Raw genomic sequence first — 17,922 nt, 5'->3', positions numbered from 1 at the left:
GTGAGTTAGTGAGTTAGTGAGTTGGGGGCCGGGCTGCTGTCGACGTTGCCCGGTTTTTTCGTGCCCGTAACGGGCAGAAACTTCCTGGGGTCGAGCTGGGAAAAGGCCCGGATTTCCTGGGCGAAGTAGGCCCACACCAGGCTGCCCTGGTACACGCCCGGCCGCTCGGCGGTGCGCAGCTTGCGGGGGCTTTGCTGCCGCTTCTGCTTCCAGTAAGATAGTTGGCGGAAAAAGTCGCGGTGGGCGCGCACAATGGCTTTACAGTCGCCGGTGTTGCCTTGCAGCAGAAAGCGCAGGGCCGCCACCCAGTCGAGCACCAGGCGGGTAGCCATGATTTCGGTCAGCTCCGGGTCGGCCACGTTCTTGTAGACCAGGGCCAGGCCGTTGCGGAAGTTGAGGTAGGTTTTGCGCGGGTTCGACTTGTGCAGCGTGCCGCCGCCCACGTGAAACACCGTGCTGCCGCCGTGGTACCATACCTGCTGCCCCGCGTTCCAGAGCCGCCAGCACAGGTCGATTTCCTCCATGTGGGCAAAGAAGGTGGCCTCCAGGCCGCCCAGGCGGTGCCAGGCCTCGGCCCGCACCAGCATGCAGGCCCCAGTGGCCCAGGCCACGGGGCGCGGGTCGTCGTACTGGCCCTGGTCGGCTTCGAGCGTGTCGAAGAGGCGGCCCCGGCAGAAGGGGTAGCCCAGCCGGTCGAGGTAGCCCCCGCCGGCGCCGGCGTACTCAAACTGCTGCCGCTGGGTGGCGTCGGGACTGTACTGCCGGATTTTGGGCTGACAGGCGGCCACCTGGGGCTGGGCTTCCAGCAACTCCCGCATCGGCCGCAGCCAGCCCGGCGTCACTTCCACGTCGGAGTTGAGCAGCATGTAGTACGTGGCCTGCACCTGCTGCAAGGCCAGGTTATAGCCCGCGCAAAACCCCAGGTTCTCCGGGTTCTGAATGATTTCCACGTCGGCAAACTTCCGGCGCAGCCAGGCCACCGACTCATCGGAGCTGGCGTTGTCGGCCACGATGATGCGGGCCCCGTCGGAGTACGCCAAAACAGCGGGCAGAAACTGCTCTAGCAGCTTCTGCCCGTTCCAGTTCAGGATAACCACGGCCACGTCGGCGCACGGGCCGGGGGCCGGGCCGGGCTTAGAGGCCAAAGTTGCTCAAATCGAGGCCGGGCAGGTTGGGCATCAGGCCCGAGGTTTTGCTTTTGAGCTCCTCCTTGGCTTTGTCGCCCACTTCGGCCAGGGCCTTGTTCACGGCGGCTACCACTAAGTCGGCCAGCATGTCGCGGTCCTGGGGCGTGAGCAACGATTCGTCGATGTCGAGCTTGAGCAGCTGGCGGTGCCCGTTGGCCGTAGCCTTCACCAGTCCGCCCCCCGATTCGGCCGTGACGGTCAGGTACTGCAGCTCGTGCTGGGCCTGCTTCATTTTCTCCTGAAGCTCTTTCACTTTGCCCATCATGCCCATCATGTCAAACATACGCTCTGATTCTTTATTTCCAGGGTGCTGGAAGGGTGGAGTTTCAACTAAAATGCCCTGGCAAAGCCGTTCTGGGGCTTTCGGGCAAGAGTAGCGGCCGGGCGTTACAGCCGGAAGCCGCGGCGCATTCCGAAACCGGAATACGGCGGCAATTTACACAAAGCCCCCACAACCAGACCGGGTGCCGCCCAACGCTTGCTGCGCGGTGGCACCCGGTTCATGTTGCCTGCTTAGTGCGGTTTCGAAGTGAGTGTGCCGTAGCGCGAACTTTGTAGTTCGTGTACCGCGCGCCACATGGATCGTTCTGGTACGCGAACTACAAAGTTCGCGCTACGGCACCACGGTACAACGACTCCGAAACCGCTCTAGGCGCAACGTTGGCTTATTCTACCAGCAGGGGCTGGGTAGCTAGGTAGCCGTTGGGTCCTTCCAGGCGCAGCAGGTAGAGGCCGGCGGCCGGTTGGCCCAGCGTCACGGGTACCTCGGCCGCTGCGGTGGCGGTTACAGGCTGGGTAGCTACTGTGCGGCCCTGGGCGTCGAGCAGCCTCAGGCGCAGGCCGGCGCGCGGGGCGTCGGCGGGCAGGGGCAGGCGCACCTGGCGGCCGGCGGGGTTGGGGTAGGCGTGCAGCAGGCCCGCCGTTTTGGGGGCCGTAGTAGCCGTGGCAGTACCGCCGATTTTCACGACCCAGAAATCAGCCGCGCCGTAGGTGGCCTGCGTCACGTCGCCGCCCTGGCTCGAGTGGGACTGCCCGCCGAGCAGGTAGCCGCCGTCGGCGGTTTGCCGGGCCTGGCTCAGGAAGTCGTAGTCGCTGCCGCCGTAGCTGGCTTCCCACTGCTTCGCGCCTTCGGGGTTGAGCTTCGCCACCCAGTAGTCGTTGATGCCGCGCAGGGCCTGCGACTTGTCGCCGCCCTGGCCCGAGTAGGAGTGGCCCGCCGCGAAGTAGCCCCCGTCCGTGGTTTGCTGCACGCTGAACAGAAAGTCGCTGTTTGGCCCGCCCAGGCTGCTGTCCCACTGGAACTGGCCCAGGGCGTCTACCTTCACCAGCCAGTAGTCGGCATCACCCCGGCTGGGCTGGGTTTTGTCGGCCCCGGCACGGGAAGAGGAGTGGCCCCCCAGAATGAAGCCGCCCTCGTTGGTGGGCGCCAGGGCATAGAGGTAGTCCTCGCCGGTGCCGCCGATGGTTCGGTCCCAGAGCTTGGTGCCGTTGGCGTCGAGGCGGATCAGCCAGTAGTCAGAGCCGCCCTTCCGGCTCTGGGTTTTGTCGCCGTTGATGCCCGCCGCCGACGAGGTGCCCAGCAGGATGCCGCCGTCGGGGGTGAGACACAGCGCCACCTTCTGGGGTTCGGGTTCGGTCGTGCCCAGGGTTTTGTCCCAGAGCTTGTTGCCGTTGGCATCGAGGCGGATAACCCAGAAATCGGAGCCGGCGCCGTAGTTGGGCTGGCTTTTGTCGCCCGTCACGCCCGACGAGGAATAGCCGCCGAGCACGGCGCCGCCGTCGGCGGTGGGCTGCAGATCCTGGAGCACGTCGGTATCGGTGCCCCCGAAGGTTTTGTCCCAGAGCTTGGTGCCGTTGGCGTCGATTTTGACCACCCAGTAGTCGTCGCCGCCCCGGTTGGGCTGGGTCTTGTCCTCTTCCAAGCCCGCCCGCGACGTGCCGCCGAGCAGGTAGCCCCCGTCGGCGGTGGGCCGCACGCTGCACAGCGTGGCCACGGAGGTTCCGCCGAAGGTTTTGTCCCAGAGCTTATTGCCGTTGGCGTCGGTTCTGACCACCCAGTAGCCGCGTTTGGCTTGGCTTTTTACGCCGCTGATGGGCGATTCGGAGGAGCCGGCCAGCAGGTAGCCCCCGTCGGTGGTTTGGTGCAGGGCGTAGAGGCCATCGTAGGCGCTGCCGCCGTAGCGCTTGTCCCACTGCTTGGCCGGCGCCTGGGCCGCGGCCTGCTGCCCGCCGATAATTCCGAGAAGCACGAGGGCGCTTGCCGTGAAGCGCGGTAAAAATGAAGCCATGAGGCGGGATAAAAAGAAGGTAAAAAGACGGTTCGGCCCGGAGGAGGCCGGCAGATACTAGCAATAGCCGGGCAAAGTAGGCAAAAAGCAGAGCACAACGGCGGCGGCAAGGTTGCGTCGGCCTGGCGCCGAAAAGGAAATTCGGGCGGCCTATGCATCGGCTCCGGCATAATCCGCGTATTATTATACCTGCCTGCCGCCCCAGGCAGGTATAGTCGTACTGCCGCTGCGGGTCCGGGCCCGGCGGCGCTTTTTTTGCCCCTGATGAAGCATATTCTACGCAAGTATCAGTCGTTGCTCCCGCTTGTTGCCTTGCTGGCGCTTAGTAGGGGCGCCGTGGCCCAGACGGCCGAGCGTCGCACCGGTATCGGCCTGGCCGCCAGCGGCCTGCAGTACCAGGGCGACTTCGGCTCCGACTACTGGAAATGGGACAACACCCGCCTGGCGCCCACGCTTACCATCAACCAGTACCTGTTCCGGGGCCTGGATCTGAGCACGCAGTTCCTCTACGGGGAGCTGACCGGCCGCCGTAACACCGACACGTATTTTACCACCACGGTGTTCAGCGCCAACCTGGGCCTGAAGTTTCGGCTCAATAACGGCTGGGCTCTCAAGGAAGAAGCCCGCATGCAGCCTTACCTGCTGGCGGCCTCGGGCTGGATGTACACCAACAAGGCCGGCCAGTTTGAAGGCCGCCGCCTCGACCAGGACCAGGGCTACGTGGACGTGTTCGGGGCCGCCGGCATCAGCTTCCGGCTGGGGCCGGGCGTGAGCCTGTTCGTGCAAACCGGCCAGCATCTGCCCCTGCACGCCAACCTCGACGGCACCCAGGAGCAGGACACGCCCCAGTGGGCCGACCGGTTTTTGCAGCACAGCGCGGGGCTGACCTTTAACCTGGGCCAGGCCCCCGACGCCGACGAGGACGACGTGCCCGACCGCCTCGACAAGTGTCCCAACACCCCGGCCGGCGTGGCAGTAGACGAGCGGGGCTGCCCCCTCGACGGTGACCAGGACCTGGTGCCCGACTACCTGGATGCCTGCGCCACCGAGCCCGGCTCGCCCGAGGCCCGCGGCTGCCCCGACAAAGACAGTGACGGGGTAATAGATGCCGAAGACACCTGCCCCGACGTGGCCGGCAAGGCCGAGCTCAGCGGCTGCCCCGACGCCGATGCCGACGGCATTCCCGACCAGGAAGACAAGTGCCCCGACACGGCCCCCGGCGTCAGCGTCGACTTCATCGGCTGCCCGGTGCCCGACGATACCGCGCCCGCCAAGCCCGCCGACGCGCCCAACCCCGATACCGACGGCGACGGAGTGCCCAACGCGGAAGACCGGTGCCCCAACAGCGCCGGGCCCGCCGCCAACGGGGGCTGCCCCGAGCTGAAGCAGGACATTCGGCAGCGCCTGCAGGCCGCCACCCGCTCCATCCGCTTCGAGCTGAACCGCGCCACGCTGCTGCCGTCTTCGTACCCCACGCTCGACGCGCTGGTGCCCATTCTGGCCGAGTACCCGGATTATTCGCTGAGCATTGCCGGGCACTCGGATAGCAAAGGCCCGGCCGCCTTCAACCTGGCCTTGTCCAGGGAGCGGGCCGCCGCCGCCCGCGCCTACCTGCTGGGCAAGAGCGTGGCCGAAAACCGGATTGAGTTGCGCGGCTACGGTCCGCGCCACCCGCTGGCCAGCAACGCCACCGAAGCCGGCCGCGCCAAGAACCGCCGCGTGGAGTTCGACTTGTTTGTGAGCCAGGAGAAAAACTCGGCCGAAGTGAAATACGGCCCGGAGCCGACGGCGGCCTCCCTGGCGGCCCCGGCCAAGGTGAGCAAAGCCGCGCCGGTGAAAAAGGCGCCGGTGAAAAAACGCGCGGTCCGGAAAACGCCCGCCCCGAAAAACGCGGCGCCCCGGAACGCTCCCCGCAAACCAGCAACCCGCCGGGCCCCGGGCAAGTAGCCCGCGGCCCGGCGCCAAACCGGGGCCGCCAACACCTGCCACCTTCCCTACGTTAGGATACGCATGACGAAAGCCGTTTTTATTGCCACCGCCGAGCCTTACAGCGGCAAGTCCCTGGTGTCGTTGGGGTTAGTGAACATGCTCCTGGGCCAGGCCCGCAAAGTGGGTTACTTCAAGCCCATCATCGACTACGACCCCACCCAGCAGCGCGACCCGCACATCGACACGGTGCTCAGCCACTTCCGGCTGCCCCTGAACTACGCTGACACCTACGCCTTCACCCGCCCCGAGGCTCTGCGCCTGCTGGAAGCCGATGCCCAGGGCGACCTGATTGACGCCGTCATCCACAAGTTCAAGCAGTGGGAAGACCACTACGACTTTACCGTGGTGGAGGGCAGCGACTTTCTGGGGCCCGGCACGGCCTTCGAGTTCGACGCCAATGTGTCCATTGCCAAAAACCTGGGCGTGCCGGTGCTGCTGGTGGTGTCGGGGGCCGATAAGAGCACGGCCCAGGTCGTTAGCGCGGTGCTGACGCTGCTGCGCAGCTTCGAGGCCCGCGAGGTGCCGGTGCTGATGGTGGTGGCCAACCGGATTCCGGCGCCCCAGGCCGACGACGTGCGGGAGCTGCTGCGCACCCAGCTGCCGGCGGAAGTGCTGCTGAGCGTGATTCCCGAAGATGCCGACCTGCTGCACCCCACCATGCGCGAAATTCAGGCCGGGCTGGGCGGCAAGCTGCTCTTCGGCGAAGCCGGCCTCGGCAACCAGGTCGACAACTACGTCATCGGGGCTATGCAGGTGCCCAACTTCCTGAACTACCTCAAAGACAACGTGCTGATCGTGACGCCCGGCGACCGGGGCGACATTATTATCTGTGCCCTGCAAGCCAATATGTCGGCCAGCTACCCGCGGGTGGCCGGCATTGTGCTCACGGCCGGCTCCGAGCCCGACGCGCCCATCATCCGGCTGCTCGAGGGCCTGCCCAGCGTGGTGCCCATTCTGGCCGTGCCCACCGGCACGTTCGAAACCACCACCCGCGTTAGCGCCATCCGCTCCCGCATCAGCCCCGACAACCCCAAGAAAATCCAGTTGGCCATCAGCACCTTCGAGCGGTACGTGGCAGTGCGGGCCCTGGAGGAAAAGCTGGTCAGCTTCCAGCCCGAGGGCATTACGCCCCACATGTTTCAGTACCGGCTGCTGCAGTGGGCCAAGCGCCAGCGCCGCCACATTGTGCTGCCCGAGGGCAACGACGACCGGATTCTGAAGGCTGCCGCCCTGCTGCTGCACCAGGGCATCGTGGATCTGACCATTCTTGGCGACCCGGGCATGGTGCTGGCCTCGGCCAAGCGCCTGGGCCTGAACCTGCCCACCGACCACCTGCGCCTTATCGACCCGGTGCACTCGGAGTACTATGCCGACTACGTGCAGACGTTTTATGAGCTGCGCCGCGACAAGGGCGTGAACGAGGACATGGCCCGCGACCTGCTGCGCGACGTGTCGTACTTCGGCTCGATGATGGTGTACAAGGGCCACGCCGACGGCATGGTGTCGGGGGCAGTGCACACCACCCAGCACACCATTCGGCCGGCCCTGCAGTTCATCAAAACCAAGCCGGGCGTGTCGGTGGTGTCGTCGGTGTTCTTCATGTGCCTGCCCGACCGGGTGGCCGTATTCGGCGACTGCGCCGTGAACCCCAACCCGACGGCCGAGCAGTTGGCCGAAATTGCCATTTCCTCGGCCGAAAGCAGCTGGGCCTTTGGCATCGAGCCCCGCATTGCCATGCTGTCCTACTCATCGGGCACTTCGGGCGCGGGGGCTGATGTCGATAAGGTGCGGCAGGCCACCGAGCTGGTGCGCCACAAGCGGCCCGATCTGAAAGTGGAGGGCCCGATTCAGTACGATGCTGCCGTGGACCCTTTGGTGGGCCGCCAGAAGCTGCCCGACTCGGAAGTGGCCGGGCAAGCCAGCGTGCTGATCTTCCCGGATCTGAACACCGGCAACAACACCTACAAAGCCGTACAGCGCGAAACCGGCGCCCTGGCCATCGGCCCGGTACTACAGGGCCTCAACAAGCCGGTAAACGACCTGAGCCGGGGCTGCACCGTCGACGACGTGTTCAATACGGTGGTTATTACCGCTATCCAGAGTCAGCAGGCATAAAAAAGCACCCGGCCATCAGCTCGTCGTCGGCCTTACTGGCCCCGAATCTGCCAGCTAGTGAAAAAGGCGGGCAGCGACGACGAGTAGACCGGCTGGGCTACAGGCTGGCCAGCATCAGGTGTATTTTGTCGAACAGCTCCCCGACGCCTAATGATGCCCACAGAATAAAAAAGCCCAGCAGCCATTTCGCAATTTGGGGAATGGCAAACCCAGTTGTCTTTTTTAGAAACGCGTTGACAGGAGGAAGAAACAGGAAAGCAAGCAGAAAGATAAATACGCCAAAGCCGGGGTCATTGCCCCAGAACATGTTTATTATACCAATTGCCATTGCGACTACGCCGAATAGCCAGCCAGCGGCATTGAGAATAATTCCTGCAGGGTTCGAAGTGGTGGTCATTGTTGTTAAGGTTTATGAGTTAAGTTTCATTGTAAAAGATTTTGTGTAATCTGTGCTGGATGCTTGTTGTCGGGAAAGTTTAAAAGTAATTGGTGTTCGAATTACTTCGCGGGAATGTGGCTAGTAGGTTTCGGTGCTGAATTGTAAGCCGCTAAACAACTGTCGAGCGACTGGCAGTTATTGTGAATACAGTTGCAGAAATTGTAGCAGGCCTGAGCTTTACTGCTGTCCTTGCATTGCTGCCGGCTACTACGCAAGGAGTTTTGCGGCATTATTTCGCAGGCGCTCATAAAAAGCAGGGCTGCAATTCCGAGGGATAGTAAAGATTTCATAATTCTTGTGTATCGGGTATTATTGTGTTGACAGATAATGTATTACTTGCTTTATGCGCTGGCCGGATGACGAAATGGGAGAATGAATTTTAATTTATCGTAGTCCCAGCACAGTAGGTAGATATTCGCCAAAACCATCAGGGGTGCCGTTACCCAGGAGCCGACGAAGCGCACGGATACGGTTAGGACGTAGATATTTAAAATGATGGGAAAATAAATTATCGCTCCGAGCGTAGCCGTGCGCGGAATTAATAACAAAACGGCCGCAAGCACCTGCATCACGCCCACGAACGTGTAATAAAAACCGGTTCGGTAAAAAGCATACAGATAATGGCCCATCGGATGACAAACTGCCAAATCAGTGAACCGCTCCCCAGTTATTTTGACCAGGCCCGCCGGAATAAAACCAAGGGCCAGCACTATGCGAGTGAAGACGGTAAAATTCCGCAGCAGCCTGTTCTGCCGGACCTGGATGTGTAGTCGGTCGAGGAAAAGTGAAATACGCATGGAGTAGAATGTATTTCCGGAACTCGTCTGCGTGGGGGCTGGTCCTGAGCTTGAGCCAAGCCCTGCGCGAAGCCAAATCAGCCGGGCCGCTGCTGCGGCCGGGGCCATAGCCGGGCTGGGCAAGGCCTCGAATTATAGCTTAACTTGTCAGACGTTTTAAAAGTACTTTGTTTTTCAAAGTAAGCAAAGGAAAGCCAAAATTTTCATTCCGGGTAGCTGCTGTGGGCCGTTACGGCTGCCGATGGGGCTGCTCATCAGGCTGGGTGCGCCCGGAAGAGTGAAGCAGGATGCTGGAGCCGGTAGACGGTAGGCTGGCGCGCTTTTGTTGGTTGCCGGCCGGCGTCCTTGGGCAGGGTATGTACTTTGTCGGGCCAAAGGCCGTATTGTTGTGCGTATCCTGTTTCCCCCGGCTTTATTTCGCCGTGCCAGCCACCCCGGGCGGGTGCGGACTTCTCTTATGAACATCTTCGTCGTCAACTCCGGCAGCTCCTCCATTAAGTACCAACTTTTCCGCTGGCCCAGCGAGCAGCCCGTTTGCAGCGGCTTGGTCGAGCGGATCGGGCAGGAGGGGGCGGCCAGCATTACCCACAAAGTATTTGAGGCGCAGCACCCGGCAGCCCCCGCCACCGAACAGCGCCAACAGCTGCCGCTGCCCGACCACGAGGCCGGTCTGCGGGAAGTAGTGCGGCTGCTGACCGAAGGCGAAGGCCGCGTCATTCAGGACCCGGCCGACATTGAAGTGGTAGGCCACCGGGTGGTACACGGCGGCGAGGCTTTTGCGGCCACTACGCTCATTACGGAGAAAGTAAAGGCGGAAATCCGGCGGCTTTTTGCCCTGGCTCCGCTGCACAACCCGGCCAACTACTTCGGCATTGAGGTGGCCGAGCGGCTGTTTCCGCAGGCCCGGCAGGTGGCCGTGTTCGACACGGCGTTTCACCAGACCCTGCCCGACTACGCCTTTCGCTACGCGTTGCCCGAGGCGCTGTATACGGAGCAGCGCATCCGCAAATACGGCTTTCACGGCACCAGCCACCAGTACGTGGCCGCCCAGGCCGCCGCTTTTCTGCAGAACCCCGATGCCCGCCTGATTACCATTCACCTCGGCAACGGGTGCAGCATGGCGGCCGTGCGGGGCGGGCGGGCCCTGGATACCAGCATGGGCTTCGGGCCGCTGGCGGGCCTAGTGATGGGCACCCGCTCCGGCGACCTGGACCCCTCGGTGCTGCTGCATCTGCTCGGGCCTCTGGGTTACTCCGCCGAGCAGGTAAGCACGCTCCTGAACAAGGAAAGCGGCATGCGGGGCCTCACCGGCCACAGCGACATGCGCGACATCGGGCAGGCCCTGGCCGCCGGCGACGCGCGCGCCGCCCTGGGCTACGCCTTGTATACGTACCGCATCCGGCAGTATATCGGGGCGTATGCGGCCGTGCTGAACGGGCTGGACGCGGTGGTGTTTACCGCCGGGGTGGGGGAAAACGACGCCCGGGTTCGGGCCCAGGTGTGCCAGGACCTGGACTTTTTCGGGCTCCAACTCGACGAGGCCAAAAACCAGCTGCGGCAGCCCGGCCTGCGGGACGTCAGCGCGCCGGCGTCGCAGGCCCGGATTCTGGTTATTCCCACCAACGAGGAGCTGGAAATTGCCCGGCAGTGCGCCGCGTTGCTGAACCCGGCCTGAAACTGACGGTAGTAGTCGGGCGGAAAGAGGCATTTGCCGGCCGTAGCCGCAGGAGTGTTCGAGGGGTTTCGGAGCGTGAGCGGGGCCTTACCGCGCGTGCCCGGCCCACCACATAGGTAAGTGTAACCAGTCCAGCCGCCGGCCTGATTCGCCCGGTTTCCTTCGTAGGTACTTGCGCAGAGCCAGGTCTTTCGTATCCCGGATGCCGCTGGCCACCGCTTCGGCATTGAGCCGGGCGCCGGCCTCACTGGTATGAATAGGGTCGGTGGGGGTGAAGTAGGTGCGGCCCACGGCGGCTTCCCCGGTTTGGTCGTAGTGGTCGGCTACCAGGCGGTTGAGGTCGATGAAGGCTGCGCCGCTCTGCTGGGCGGCCGCCGCGGCCCAGCGGCCGTAGTCGGGGCTGTTGCGGTTGACTTTGCCACTGGTCCAGGCGTTGCGCGGGACGAGGGAGCAGATAACGACCCGGGCACCCCGGGCCCGGGCCTCGGCAACGAACTGGCGCAGATACCAGCCGTAGGAGTGCACCGTTTCGGGCTGGCCGGTGAGCTGGTTGACGATGTCCTGAGTTTCCTCGCCGTTGCCTTTGAGCGTGCCCCGGGCCACGGTCGTGTCATTCAGCGGGCTGTCGTCGTTGTGACCAAACTGCAGCAGCACGAAGTCGCCGGGCCTGAGCAGGGGCTGCACCGCCGCCCAGTAGCCCAGGCTGCGAAACGTGCGGCTGCTGGTGCCGCCCCGGGCGTAATTTTGGATAGCGAGGCGGGTTGTATCGAAGTAGGCCGGCAGCAAAGAGCCCCACCCCCAGAGGGCTCCCTCAGCGTGGAGGTTGCCATATTTCACGGTGGAGTCGCCGATGAGAAACAGGGTGGGTCGGGCTTTGGGCCCGGGCAGAAAGGCGGAAAGCAGTGCCGGAAGCAGCAGCAGGAGCGTGGAGCGAAGAAGCTTCATGGGGCAAAGGAACGCAAACTATCGGCCCCGCAGAGGCGGCGGGCCGCGCCAGACTAGCTGACGTAGCGGCCGACGCGGCCCCGAACTTTTGCCAAAGGGCGCCGGCTGAACTATGCGCGGCGGCTTGCCCGAGCCGGGCCGCGTTGCTTTTCCCTGCCTGCCACCCAGCTTAGTACAGCACCAGCACCAGACTACGCGCGCCATGCGCCCCAATGACCAGGGACTGCTCGATATCCGCCGTTTTGGAAGGACCCGCTACGAACGCGCCGTAGCCGCCGGTGTTGGGCAGCCGGGCGTAGGCCTGGTGCATGGTGGCCACGATATGGCGGTGGTCGAGTACCAGCACGAGGTGCTGGGTCACGGTGGGCAGGGCCCGGTGCAGCATATTGGCCTCGGGCAGCCAGACGGCCCCATTTTCCGCCACCCCGATTTCGCCGGGCAGCACGGCCAGGTCTACCTCGGCCAGCCCGCTGGTGGGCGTCTGGGCGTGCACGCCTACGGTGGCCGGAAACAGGTTCGAGGCGGTGCGCCGGGCGTCGGGAAACAGCTGCTGGACCACGGGACCCAGCTGCGCCGGATCGGCTACCCATACTACCCGGCCGCCAATGCTGCTCAGCACCGCCATGAACCGCTCCACGGAGGCATCGCCGCCGAAGTCGGGAACGGTAGGCAAGGGCGTTTCAGCCGGCTTGTTAGCCCGGGCCGCCGCCAGAATTTTTTCGCGCGAAGAAGACAAGGGGGTAATGTGCTAATTGTTTAATGTGCTGAGGTGCTAATGTGGGGGGATGGGGGGAATGTGGTTGAATGTGGAGAATGTGAAAAATGAATTTGGCTGCCCTTGCTTCGCGCCTCGCAATGACACGACTTACGGCACGTCAATTCACTCATTCACTCATTCACCATTTCACTGTTTCACCGCCCGTGCGTACCATTCGCGGAAGCTTTGCTTGGGAGGCTCGGGCAGCTCCCGGGCTACGGCCCAGGGGTTGAGGGCTTGGGCGTGAGTGAGCTGGTGGGGCAGCAGGCGCAGGCCGGTGCGGGCCAGTTTGCCGCCCAGGCCAAAGGCTTTGGGGCTGGCCAGGAAGCGGCCCATAAACCTAAGGCTCCACTTCTTGGCAATTGGAATTTCGCCGGCCTCGGCCAGCACCTGCCGCCACTTGTAGAGCTGGGTGTGAATGTCGATTTTGACCGGGCAGACGTCGGTGCAGGAGCCGCAGAGCGTGCTGGCGAAGGGCAGGGAGCTATGCTTTTTCAGGTCGATGTTGGGCGACAGAATCGCGCCGATGGGGCCGGGCACGGTGAAATCGTAGCTGTGGCCGCCGCTGCGCCGGTACACCGGGCAGGTGTTCATGCAGGCCCCGCAGCGGATGCACTTGAGCGAGGCCCGGAAGTCGGGGCGGCCCAGCTGCTGGGTGCGGCCGTTGTCGACGATGACGACGTGCAGCTCCCGGCCGTCGGCGGGCTTGGTGTAGTGCGAGGTGTAGGTGGTAACGGGCTGGCCGGTGGCGCTGCGGGCCAGCAGGCGGGTAAACACGCCCAGGTCAGAAAGGCGCGGAATCAGCTTTTCGATGCCCATGCTGGCAATGTGGACCCGGGCCAGGTTCACGCCCAGGTCGGCGTTGCCCTCGTTGGTGCAGATAACCACGCCGCCGGTTTCGGCCACGGCGAAGTTGACCCCCGAAATGGCCACTTCGGCGGCCAGAAACTTGGCCCGCAAATGCTGGCGGGCGGCTTCGGTGAGCTGCTGCGGGTCGTGGTTGCCTTTCTCAGTGCCCAAATGCTGGTGAAACGTGGCGCCCACGTCTTCCTTTTTGAGGTGAATGGCCGGCAGTACTAAATGGCTCGGCGCCTCCTCCCGCAGCTGAATGATTCGCTCCCCCAAATCGGTGTCGATGACCTCGATGCCGTGCCCAAGCAAATGCGGATTCAGGTGGCACTCCTCGGTCAGCATGGACTTACTCTTGACCACGCGCGTGTCGTTATGGCGGCGGATAATATCGAGGATAATATCGTTGTGCTCGGCCGCGTCGGCGGCCCAGTGGACGTGCACGCCGTTGCGCCGGGCCTCAGCTTCAAACTGCTTCAAATACTCATCCAGCCGGCCCAGGGTGTGCTCCTTGATCTGGGAGGCCAGCTCCCGCAGCTCCTGAAACTCGGGCACGGCGTACACGGCCTTGTCGCGCTTCTGGCGCACAAACCACAGGGTTTCGTCGTGCCAGGTGGTGCGGTCGGCATCAGCTACGAAAGTGGCAGCGCGAAGGGAGTGGCTCATGTGGTGATTTAGTGACTTAGTGATTTAGTGAGTTTTTGTTCTGTTTGCGCGACTTGAACGACAACTCACTAAGTCGCTAAGTCACTAAGTCGCTAAGTCACCACCTCACCATTCAGAATCTCCACCGCGTGCAGGACCTGCATGGGGAGCTGGCGGCGGCGGACGATGCCTTGCAGGTGCATCAGGCACGACATGTCGCCGCCGGTGAGGATGGTGGTGCCGTTGCGCAGGTGGTCCTGCACCCGATCCTGGCCCATGCGGGCGGAAATGGCCTCTTCCGAGACGCAGAAGGTGCCCCCGAAGCCGCAGCACTCGTCGTTGCGGTCTAGCTCGGTGAGCTCAATGCCTTCCAACGAAGCTAGCAGGCGGCGCAGCTGCCCGTCGCGCACCGGCGTCAGCTCCGACTCGTTGGCCTGGTGCAGGCCGCGCTGGCCGTGGCAGCTCAGGTGCAGCCCGACTTTGTGCGGAAACCGGCCCGGTAGCTCCGTCACGCCCAGGATTTGGGTGATAAAGTCAATCAAATCGTAGGTGGCGGCGCGCACGTGCTGCACTTCGGCGGTTTGCTCCAGCTTATCGAAGTGCTTGCGCACGTGATACACGCAGCTGCCGGAGGGGGCCACCACGTAGTCGTAGCCCTGGAAAGTGTCGACGAAGTGGCGGTAGATGGGCAGCGCGTCCCGCTCGCAGCCGCTGTTGGCCAGCGGCTGCCCGCAGCAGGTTTGCTGGGCGGGGAAGTGGGCCCGTACGCCGAGCTTTTGCAGGAGCTGTAAGGAAGCAATGCCCACCTGCGGGTAGAACTGGTCGACGTAGCAGGGAATGAACAGGGCGACGCGCATTTGGTTAATGTTGATTGTTGGGAGTTGATTGTTATTGTTCTGGATTATTGGGTTTATTGATATATGGAAGACACTACACGCCATTTTCGGTTGGGAGATGTGGAAGCGTACCGCATCAGCTTTGCGTTAAGCAATTGCGTGTGGGATGCCGTGGTGTGTTGGAATTATTTGGCGCAGAATACAGTCGGCTCACAGTTTATCAGGGCTGTCGATAGTGTTTCGGCTAACCTAGCAGAAGGATTTGGGCGCTACGGGAAGAAGGATAAAATCAAATTCTACCGGATAGCACGAGGCTCCTTGATGGAAGCGCTGGATTGGAATGAAAAAGCAAAAGCCCGTCAGCTTTTGACTCCTGAACAATACGGCCACATTTTCACCCAACTCCAGTTGCTACCCAAAAGCATCAATACGCTCATCAAATACACGAATACCAGTTTGAAGGAATAGAATGATTGTTGATTGTTGGGAGTTGATTGTTGCCGTTCAACGATAACAATCAACTCCCAACAATCAACAATCATCACATAAACAGCAGCTGGGTTTTTTTCCAGGCTTCGCCTTGTTCCAGGTGGACTAAGGCGCCCAGGGCGGTGGCCTGGGGGACTTCCAGGGTGCGGATTTCGGCTTTGGGGAAGTTCCAGCTCAGGGTTTGCATGAAGAGCGGGTTGCGGGCAAAGCCGCCGTCGACGAAGATGGTTTTCTCGCCCTGCCACACCAAGTGGATGGATTCGAGCAGGAGGTGAATCAGGCCGTGCATCAGGTGCTGGTAGGCATCGGAGGCGGTGCGGAAGCCCGACAGGTCCCAGTCGGCGGCGGGCTGGTCGGGGAAGGGGCCGGTGCCGGCCATGCAGGCGGGCATAAACAGGGTGGAGGTTTCGTCGTAGGGCCGGGCCAGCACGATGGAGCGGTAGAAATCGGGCTTGACGTGGAAGTAGCTGGCAATGCGCTCCACCTGGTAGTCGTGCTCCCGGCCCAGGAAGACCCGGGAGGCGCGGGTGGCCTCGCCGCGGGGCGTCATAAAGCTCAGGCAGTCGCGGCGCAGCAGCTCGGGCGTGAGCGGCTGGCTGTTGAAGGGGTTGATGGTAACAGACCAGGTGCCGGTCGAAATCAGCACGAAAGGCTCGTCGTTTTCGGCCAGGTAGGGCATCACGGCCGAGGTGCTGTCGTGCAAGCCCACGCCCACCATGATACCGTCGACAACGCTGGCAATAGAGTCCTTGGTCAGGGGCGCGAGCTTTTCGTCGATGCCCTCGCGGCGCACCCAGTCGTGGTACTGGCGGCGCTGGTAGTCCCACAGCGCCGTGTGGCAGCCCACGGAGGTGTAGTCGCTGAACTTCTCGCCCGTGAGCAGGTAGGAAAGGTAATTGGGCAAATGCAGCGAGGTGTGAATCTGCGCGTACAGCTCGGGCTTGGCGTATTTGAGCCAGTAAAGCTGCAAGCCCGAGTTGAGCAGGCCCAGCCGGGGCGAGCAGGTGTCGGCCGCGAATTCGTCGGGCGACTGGCTTAGCTGGGCGTAAAACTGCCGCTGAATGTCGTCGGGAATGGGCTTGAGGTAGTTGTAGAGCGGGGCCACGGGCTGGCCGTCGGCCCCGAGGTGGACGAAGCTGGCCCCATAAGCGGTGAAATTGACGCCCTTGACCGAGTAGTGCGGACTGCGCCTCAGCTCTTCCCAGTGCCGGAGCACCCACTCGGTGAGCCGGGGCAGATGGTCGCACGTAAAGCCGTCGTCGTCGAGCACGTCAGTGCAGACGTGGAGCTGCTCGTCGATAATCTGCTGGTCCTCGTCGAAGAGGATGAGCTTCTTGTTGGTCTTGCCGATGTCGAACACGGCGTAAATCGACTTTTTCATGCCCGTTTTCATAGTCCGGTCGATACGCTGAGTTTGCCCCGCTGCTGAATCAGCTGCTCGCGCACGCCGGCGGCGCGGTAGGCTGCTACGGGCTTCAGGGCCCCGCCGCTCTGGCGGTAGGCTTCCGCCACGAGGGGCCGCACGTCGAGCAAAAAGGCGTCGCGCAGGATTTCCTCGGCCCGCACCACGTCGTTCGTTTCCTGGGCTTCGTGCAGGGCTTCGCGGTCCACGAGCAGGGCCTTGGCGTAGGCCCCGAGGATGTTTTCGATGGACTGCAGCAAGTCTTCCAGCGGGTCCTTGGTGTTGTGGCTGGCGTCAATCATGTAGGCCACCAGCGGGTTGGTCACCGACGTATCCCGGGCGGCGTCGACCAGCTCGTTGAAGATCAGAAACAGCTGGAAGGGCTTGCTGCTGCCGGTGGTCAGGTCGTCGTCGCCGTACATCGAGCCGTTGAAGTGGAAGCCCCCGAGGCGGCCGAACTGCTGCAACCGGCCCACGATCTGCTCGATGTTGGTGTTGGGCAAATGGTGGCCCAAATCGACCAGCACGTTGGCGTTCTGCCCCAGGCTCTGGCAGAGCGAGTACGAGGTGCCCCAGTCGGGAATGACCATGGAGTAGAAGTGGGGCTCGTAGGGCTTGTACTCGATGAGCAGCTGCCAATCCGAAGGCATGGCCTCGTAGATGGCCGCCAAGGATTCCTGGGTGCGCCGGTAGGCGCGGCGCAGGTGCTGCTGGCCGGGGAAGTTGGAGCCGTCGGCCAGCCACACCGTCAGAGTGCGGGCCCCCAGCTGCCGGCCGTAGTTGATGCAGTCGATGTTGTGCTGAATAGCCTGCTGGCGCACGGCCTGCTCGGTATGGCTCAGGGAGCCGAACTTGTAGGAAAACGGCTGGCCCGGCTGGTCCTGGAAAGTGTTGGAGTTCACCGAGTCGATGACCAGGCCGTACTCGCGTTGCAGCTGCTCCAGGCCGGCAATATCCTGGGGAATATCCCAGGGAATGTGCAGGGAAATGGAATTGGACGAGCCGTTGAGCTGATGCAAGAGGCCTACGTCGCCGATTTTTTCCTCCAGGTTGCGCGGCTCCCCGCCCAGCGGAAAGCGGCCGAAGCGGGTACCGCCGGTGCCCAGGGCCCAGCTCGGAATGGCTACCTGAAACTTCACCAGCTCGCGCACTACGGCCTGCGCGTCCTGGTGGCGGCGGCTGAGCAGGTCGGCCAGGTACGAAAACTGCAGCTGGTGCTCGGCCAGCAAAGGCTGGTTGAGGTCGTGGAGGCGTTGGACGGTAAGCATAGGCAGGCAGGGTTGGGGTGGCCGGAAAAGCGCGGGGCGGGGAGTTGCTCGGCGCTGGCCCGGAACCGGTGGGAACCGTATTTTTACTAACGGCAAAGTAGCTTACTGGCTGCGCCCAAACTGTTCTGAACTCTCCTGTATTTGGCGTTTTATTTCACCCCACCCCCGACCCCTCCCCTCCGGGAGAGGGGAGCCAAACGTAAGGTGAATGTTGTTCTGTAAGCTGGAAGTTGAACTATCT

The 17,922-nt window shown here is 62.9% G+C and carries 15 protein-coding genes; 4 read left to right on the top strand and 11 right to left on the bottom strand.

The window, feature by feature from the left end:
* Nucleotides 1–5: 5 nt before the first annotated feature.
* The 3 genes from E5K00_RS06255 to E5K00_RS06245 all read right to left on the bottom strand — a co-directional run bounded on the left by E5K00_RS06255 (nt 6) and on the right by E5K00_RS06245 (nt 3,475).
* Nucleotides 6–1,145 (bottom strand): glycosyltransferase family 2 protein, encoded by a 1,140-nt coding sequence (locus tag E5K00_RS06255; RefSeq protein WP_245328223.1) that lies wholly within the window; start codon nt 1,143–1,145, stop codon nt 6–8.
* Nucleotides 1,135–1,470 (bottom strand): YbaB/EbfC family nucleoid-associated protein, encoded by a 336-nt coding sequence (locus E5K00_RS06250; protein ID WP_135462384.1) that lies wholly within the window; start codon nt 1,468–1,470, stop codon nt 1,135–1,137. Before E5K00_RS06250 ends, E5K00_RS06255 begins: the two co-directional genes overlap by 11 nt.
* Before the next feature lie 382 nt (nt 1,471–1,852).
* Nucleotides 1,853–3,475: a T9SS type A sorting domain-containing protein gene (locus E5K00_RS06245; protein WP_135462383.1), complete on the bottom strand. Its 1,623-nt coding sequence runs from the start codon at nt 3,473–3,475 to the stop codon at nt 1,853–1,855.
* Nucleotides 3,476–3,739: 264 nt separating this feature from the next.
* On the opposite strand from E5K00_RS06245, the gene E5K00_RS06240 reads away from it, so the two are divergent.
* Nucleotides 3,740–5,422 carry an OmpA family protein gene (locus E5K00_RS06240; RefSeq protein ID WP_135462382.1) on the top strand — a complete coding sequence of 561 codons (1,683 nt, stop codon included), beginning with the start codon at nt 3,740–3,742 and terminating at the stop codon, nt 5,420–5,422.
* A gap of 63 nt (nt 5,423–5,485) precedes the next feature.
* The gene (gene pta, locus E5K00_RS06235) at nt 5,486–7,579 is read left to right on the top strand and encodes a phosphate acetyltransferase (protein WP_135462381.1); all 2,094 of its coding nucleotides are present in this window, start codon (nt 5,486–5,488) and stop codon (nt 7,577–7,579) included.
* A gap of 97 nt (nt 7,580–7,676) precedes the next feature.
* Here pta and E5K00_RS06230 read toward each other — a convergent pair whose 3' ends face one another.
* Together E5K00_RS06230 and E5K00_RS23065 are read right to left on the bottom strand one after the other, a co-directional pair.
* Nucleotides 7,677–7,976: a hypothetical protein gene (locus tag E5K00_RS06230; protein WP_135462380.1), complete on the bottom strand. Its 300-nt coding sequence runs from the start codon at nt 7,974–7,976 to the stop codon at nt 7,677–7,679.
* Nucleotides 7,977–8,359: 383 nt separating this feature from the next.
* Nucleotides 8,360–8,815: a hypothetical protein gene (locus E5K00_RS23065; protein ID WP_245328222.1), complete on the bottom strand. Its 456-nt coding sequence runs from the start codon at nt 8,813–8,815 to the stop codon at nt 8,360–8,362.
* A 457-nt stretch (nt 8,816–9,272) separates the two neighbouring features.
* Between E5K00_RS23065 and E5K00_RS06220 the strand changes: the two genes are divergently transcribed.
* Nucleotides 9,273–10,490 carry an acetate/propionate family kinase gene (locus E5K00_RS06220; protein ID WP_135462379.1) on the top strand — a complete coding sequence of 406 codons (1,218 nt, stop codon included), beginning with the start codon at nt 9,273–9,275 and terminating at the stop codon, nt 10,488–10,490.
* Between the two features lie 87 nt (nt 10,491–10,577).
* On the opposite strand, the gene E5K00_RS06215 is transcribed toward E5K00_RS06220, so the two are convergent.
* The 4 genes from E5K00_RS06215 to E5K00_RS06200 all read right to left on the bottom strand — a co-directional run bounded on the left by E5K00_RS06215 (nt 10,578) and on the right by E5K00_RS06200 (nt 14,543).
* Nucleotides 10,578–11,435: a rhamnogalacturonan acetylesterase gene (locus E5K00_RS06215; RefSeq protein ID WP_135462378.1), complete on the bottom strand. Its 858-nt coding sequence runs from the start codon at nt 11,433–11,435 to the stop codon at nt 10,578–10,580.
* 169 nt (nt 11,436–11,604) lie between these two features.
* On the bottom strand, nt 11,605–12,171 hold the full coding sequence (locus E5K00_RS06210; protein ID WP_210114281.1) for a LutC/YkgG family protein: 567 nt from the start codon (nt 12,169–12,171) through the stop codon (nt 11,605–11,607).
* A 168-nt stretch (nt 12,172–12,339) separates the two neighbouring features.
* Complete coding sequence (locus tag E5K00_RS06205; RefSeq protein ID WP_135462377.1) at nt 12,340–13,707, bottom strand: lactate utilization protein B; 1,368 nt, start codon at nt 13,705–13,707, stop codon at nt 12,340–12,342.
* A gap of 92 nt (nt 13,708–13,799) precedes the next feature.
* Nucleotides 13,800–14,543 carry a (Fe-S)-binding protein gene (locus tag E5K00_RS06200; protein ID WP_135462376.1) on the bottom strand — a complete coding sequence of 248 codons (744 nt, stop codon included), beginning with the start codon at nt 14,541–14,543 and terminating at the stop codon, nt 13,800–13,802.
* 63 nt (nt 14,544–14,606) lie between these two features.
* Here E5K00_RS06200 and E5K00_RS06195 point away from each other — a divergent pair, with 63 nt between their 5' ends.
* Nucleotides 14,607–14,990: a four helix bundle protein gene (locus E5K00_RS06195; protein WP_135462375.1), complete on the top strand. Its 384-nt coding sequence runs from the start codon at nt 14,607–14,609 to the stop codon at nt 14,988–14,990.
* Nucleotides 14,991–15,063: 73 nt separating this feature from the next.
* Here the strand turns inward: E5K00_RS06195 and E5K00_RS06190 are convergent, their stop codons facing one another.
* Both E5K00_RS06190 and E5K00_RS06185 read right to left on the bottom strand, forming a co-directional pair.
* Nucleotides 15,064–16,392, bottom strand: coding sequence for an FGGY-family carbohydrate kinase (locus E5K00_RS06190; protein ID WP_167856766.1), 1,329 nt, complete (start codon nt 16,390–16,392; stop codon nt 15,064–15,066).
* Between the two features lie 8 nt (nt 16,393–16,400).
* Entirely contained in the window at nt 16,401–17,681 is a 1,281-nt protein-coding gene (locus E5K00_RS06185) for a TIM barrel protein (protein ID WP_135462373.1), read from the bottom strand.
* Nucleotides 17,682–17,922 lie beyond the last annotated feature (241 nt).

Origin of the sequence: Hymenobacter aquaticus (assembly GCF_004765605.1) — a bacterium.
GTDB lineage: Bacteria > Bacteroidota > Bacteroidia > Cytophagales > Hymenobacteraceae > Hymenobacter > Hymenobacter aquaticus.
Note: the sequence above shows the minus strand (reverse complement) of the source record. Positions and strands in the feature narration are given on the sequence as shown.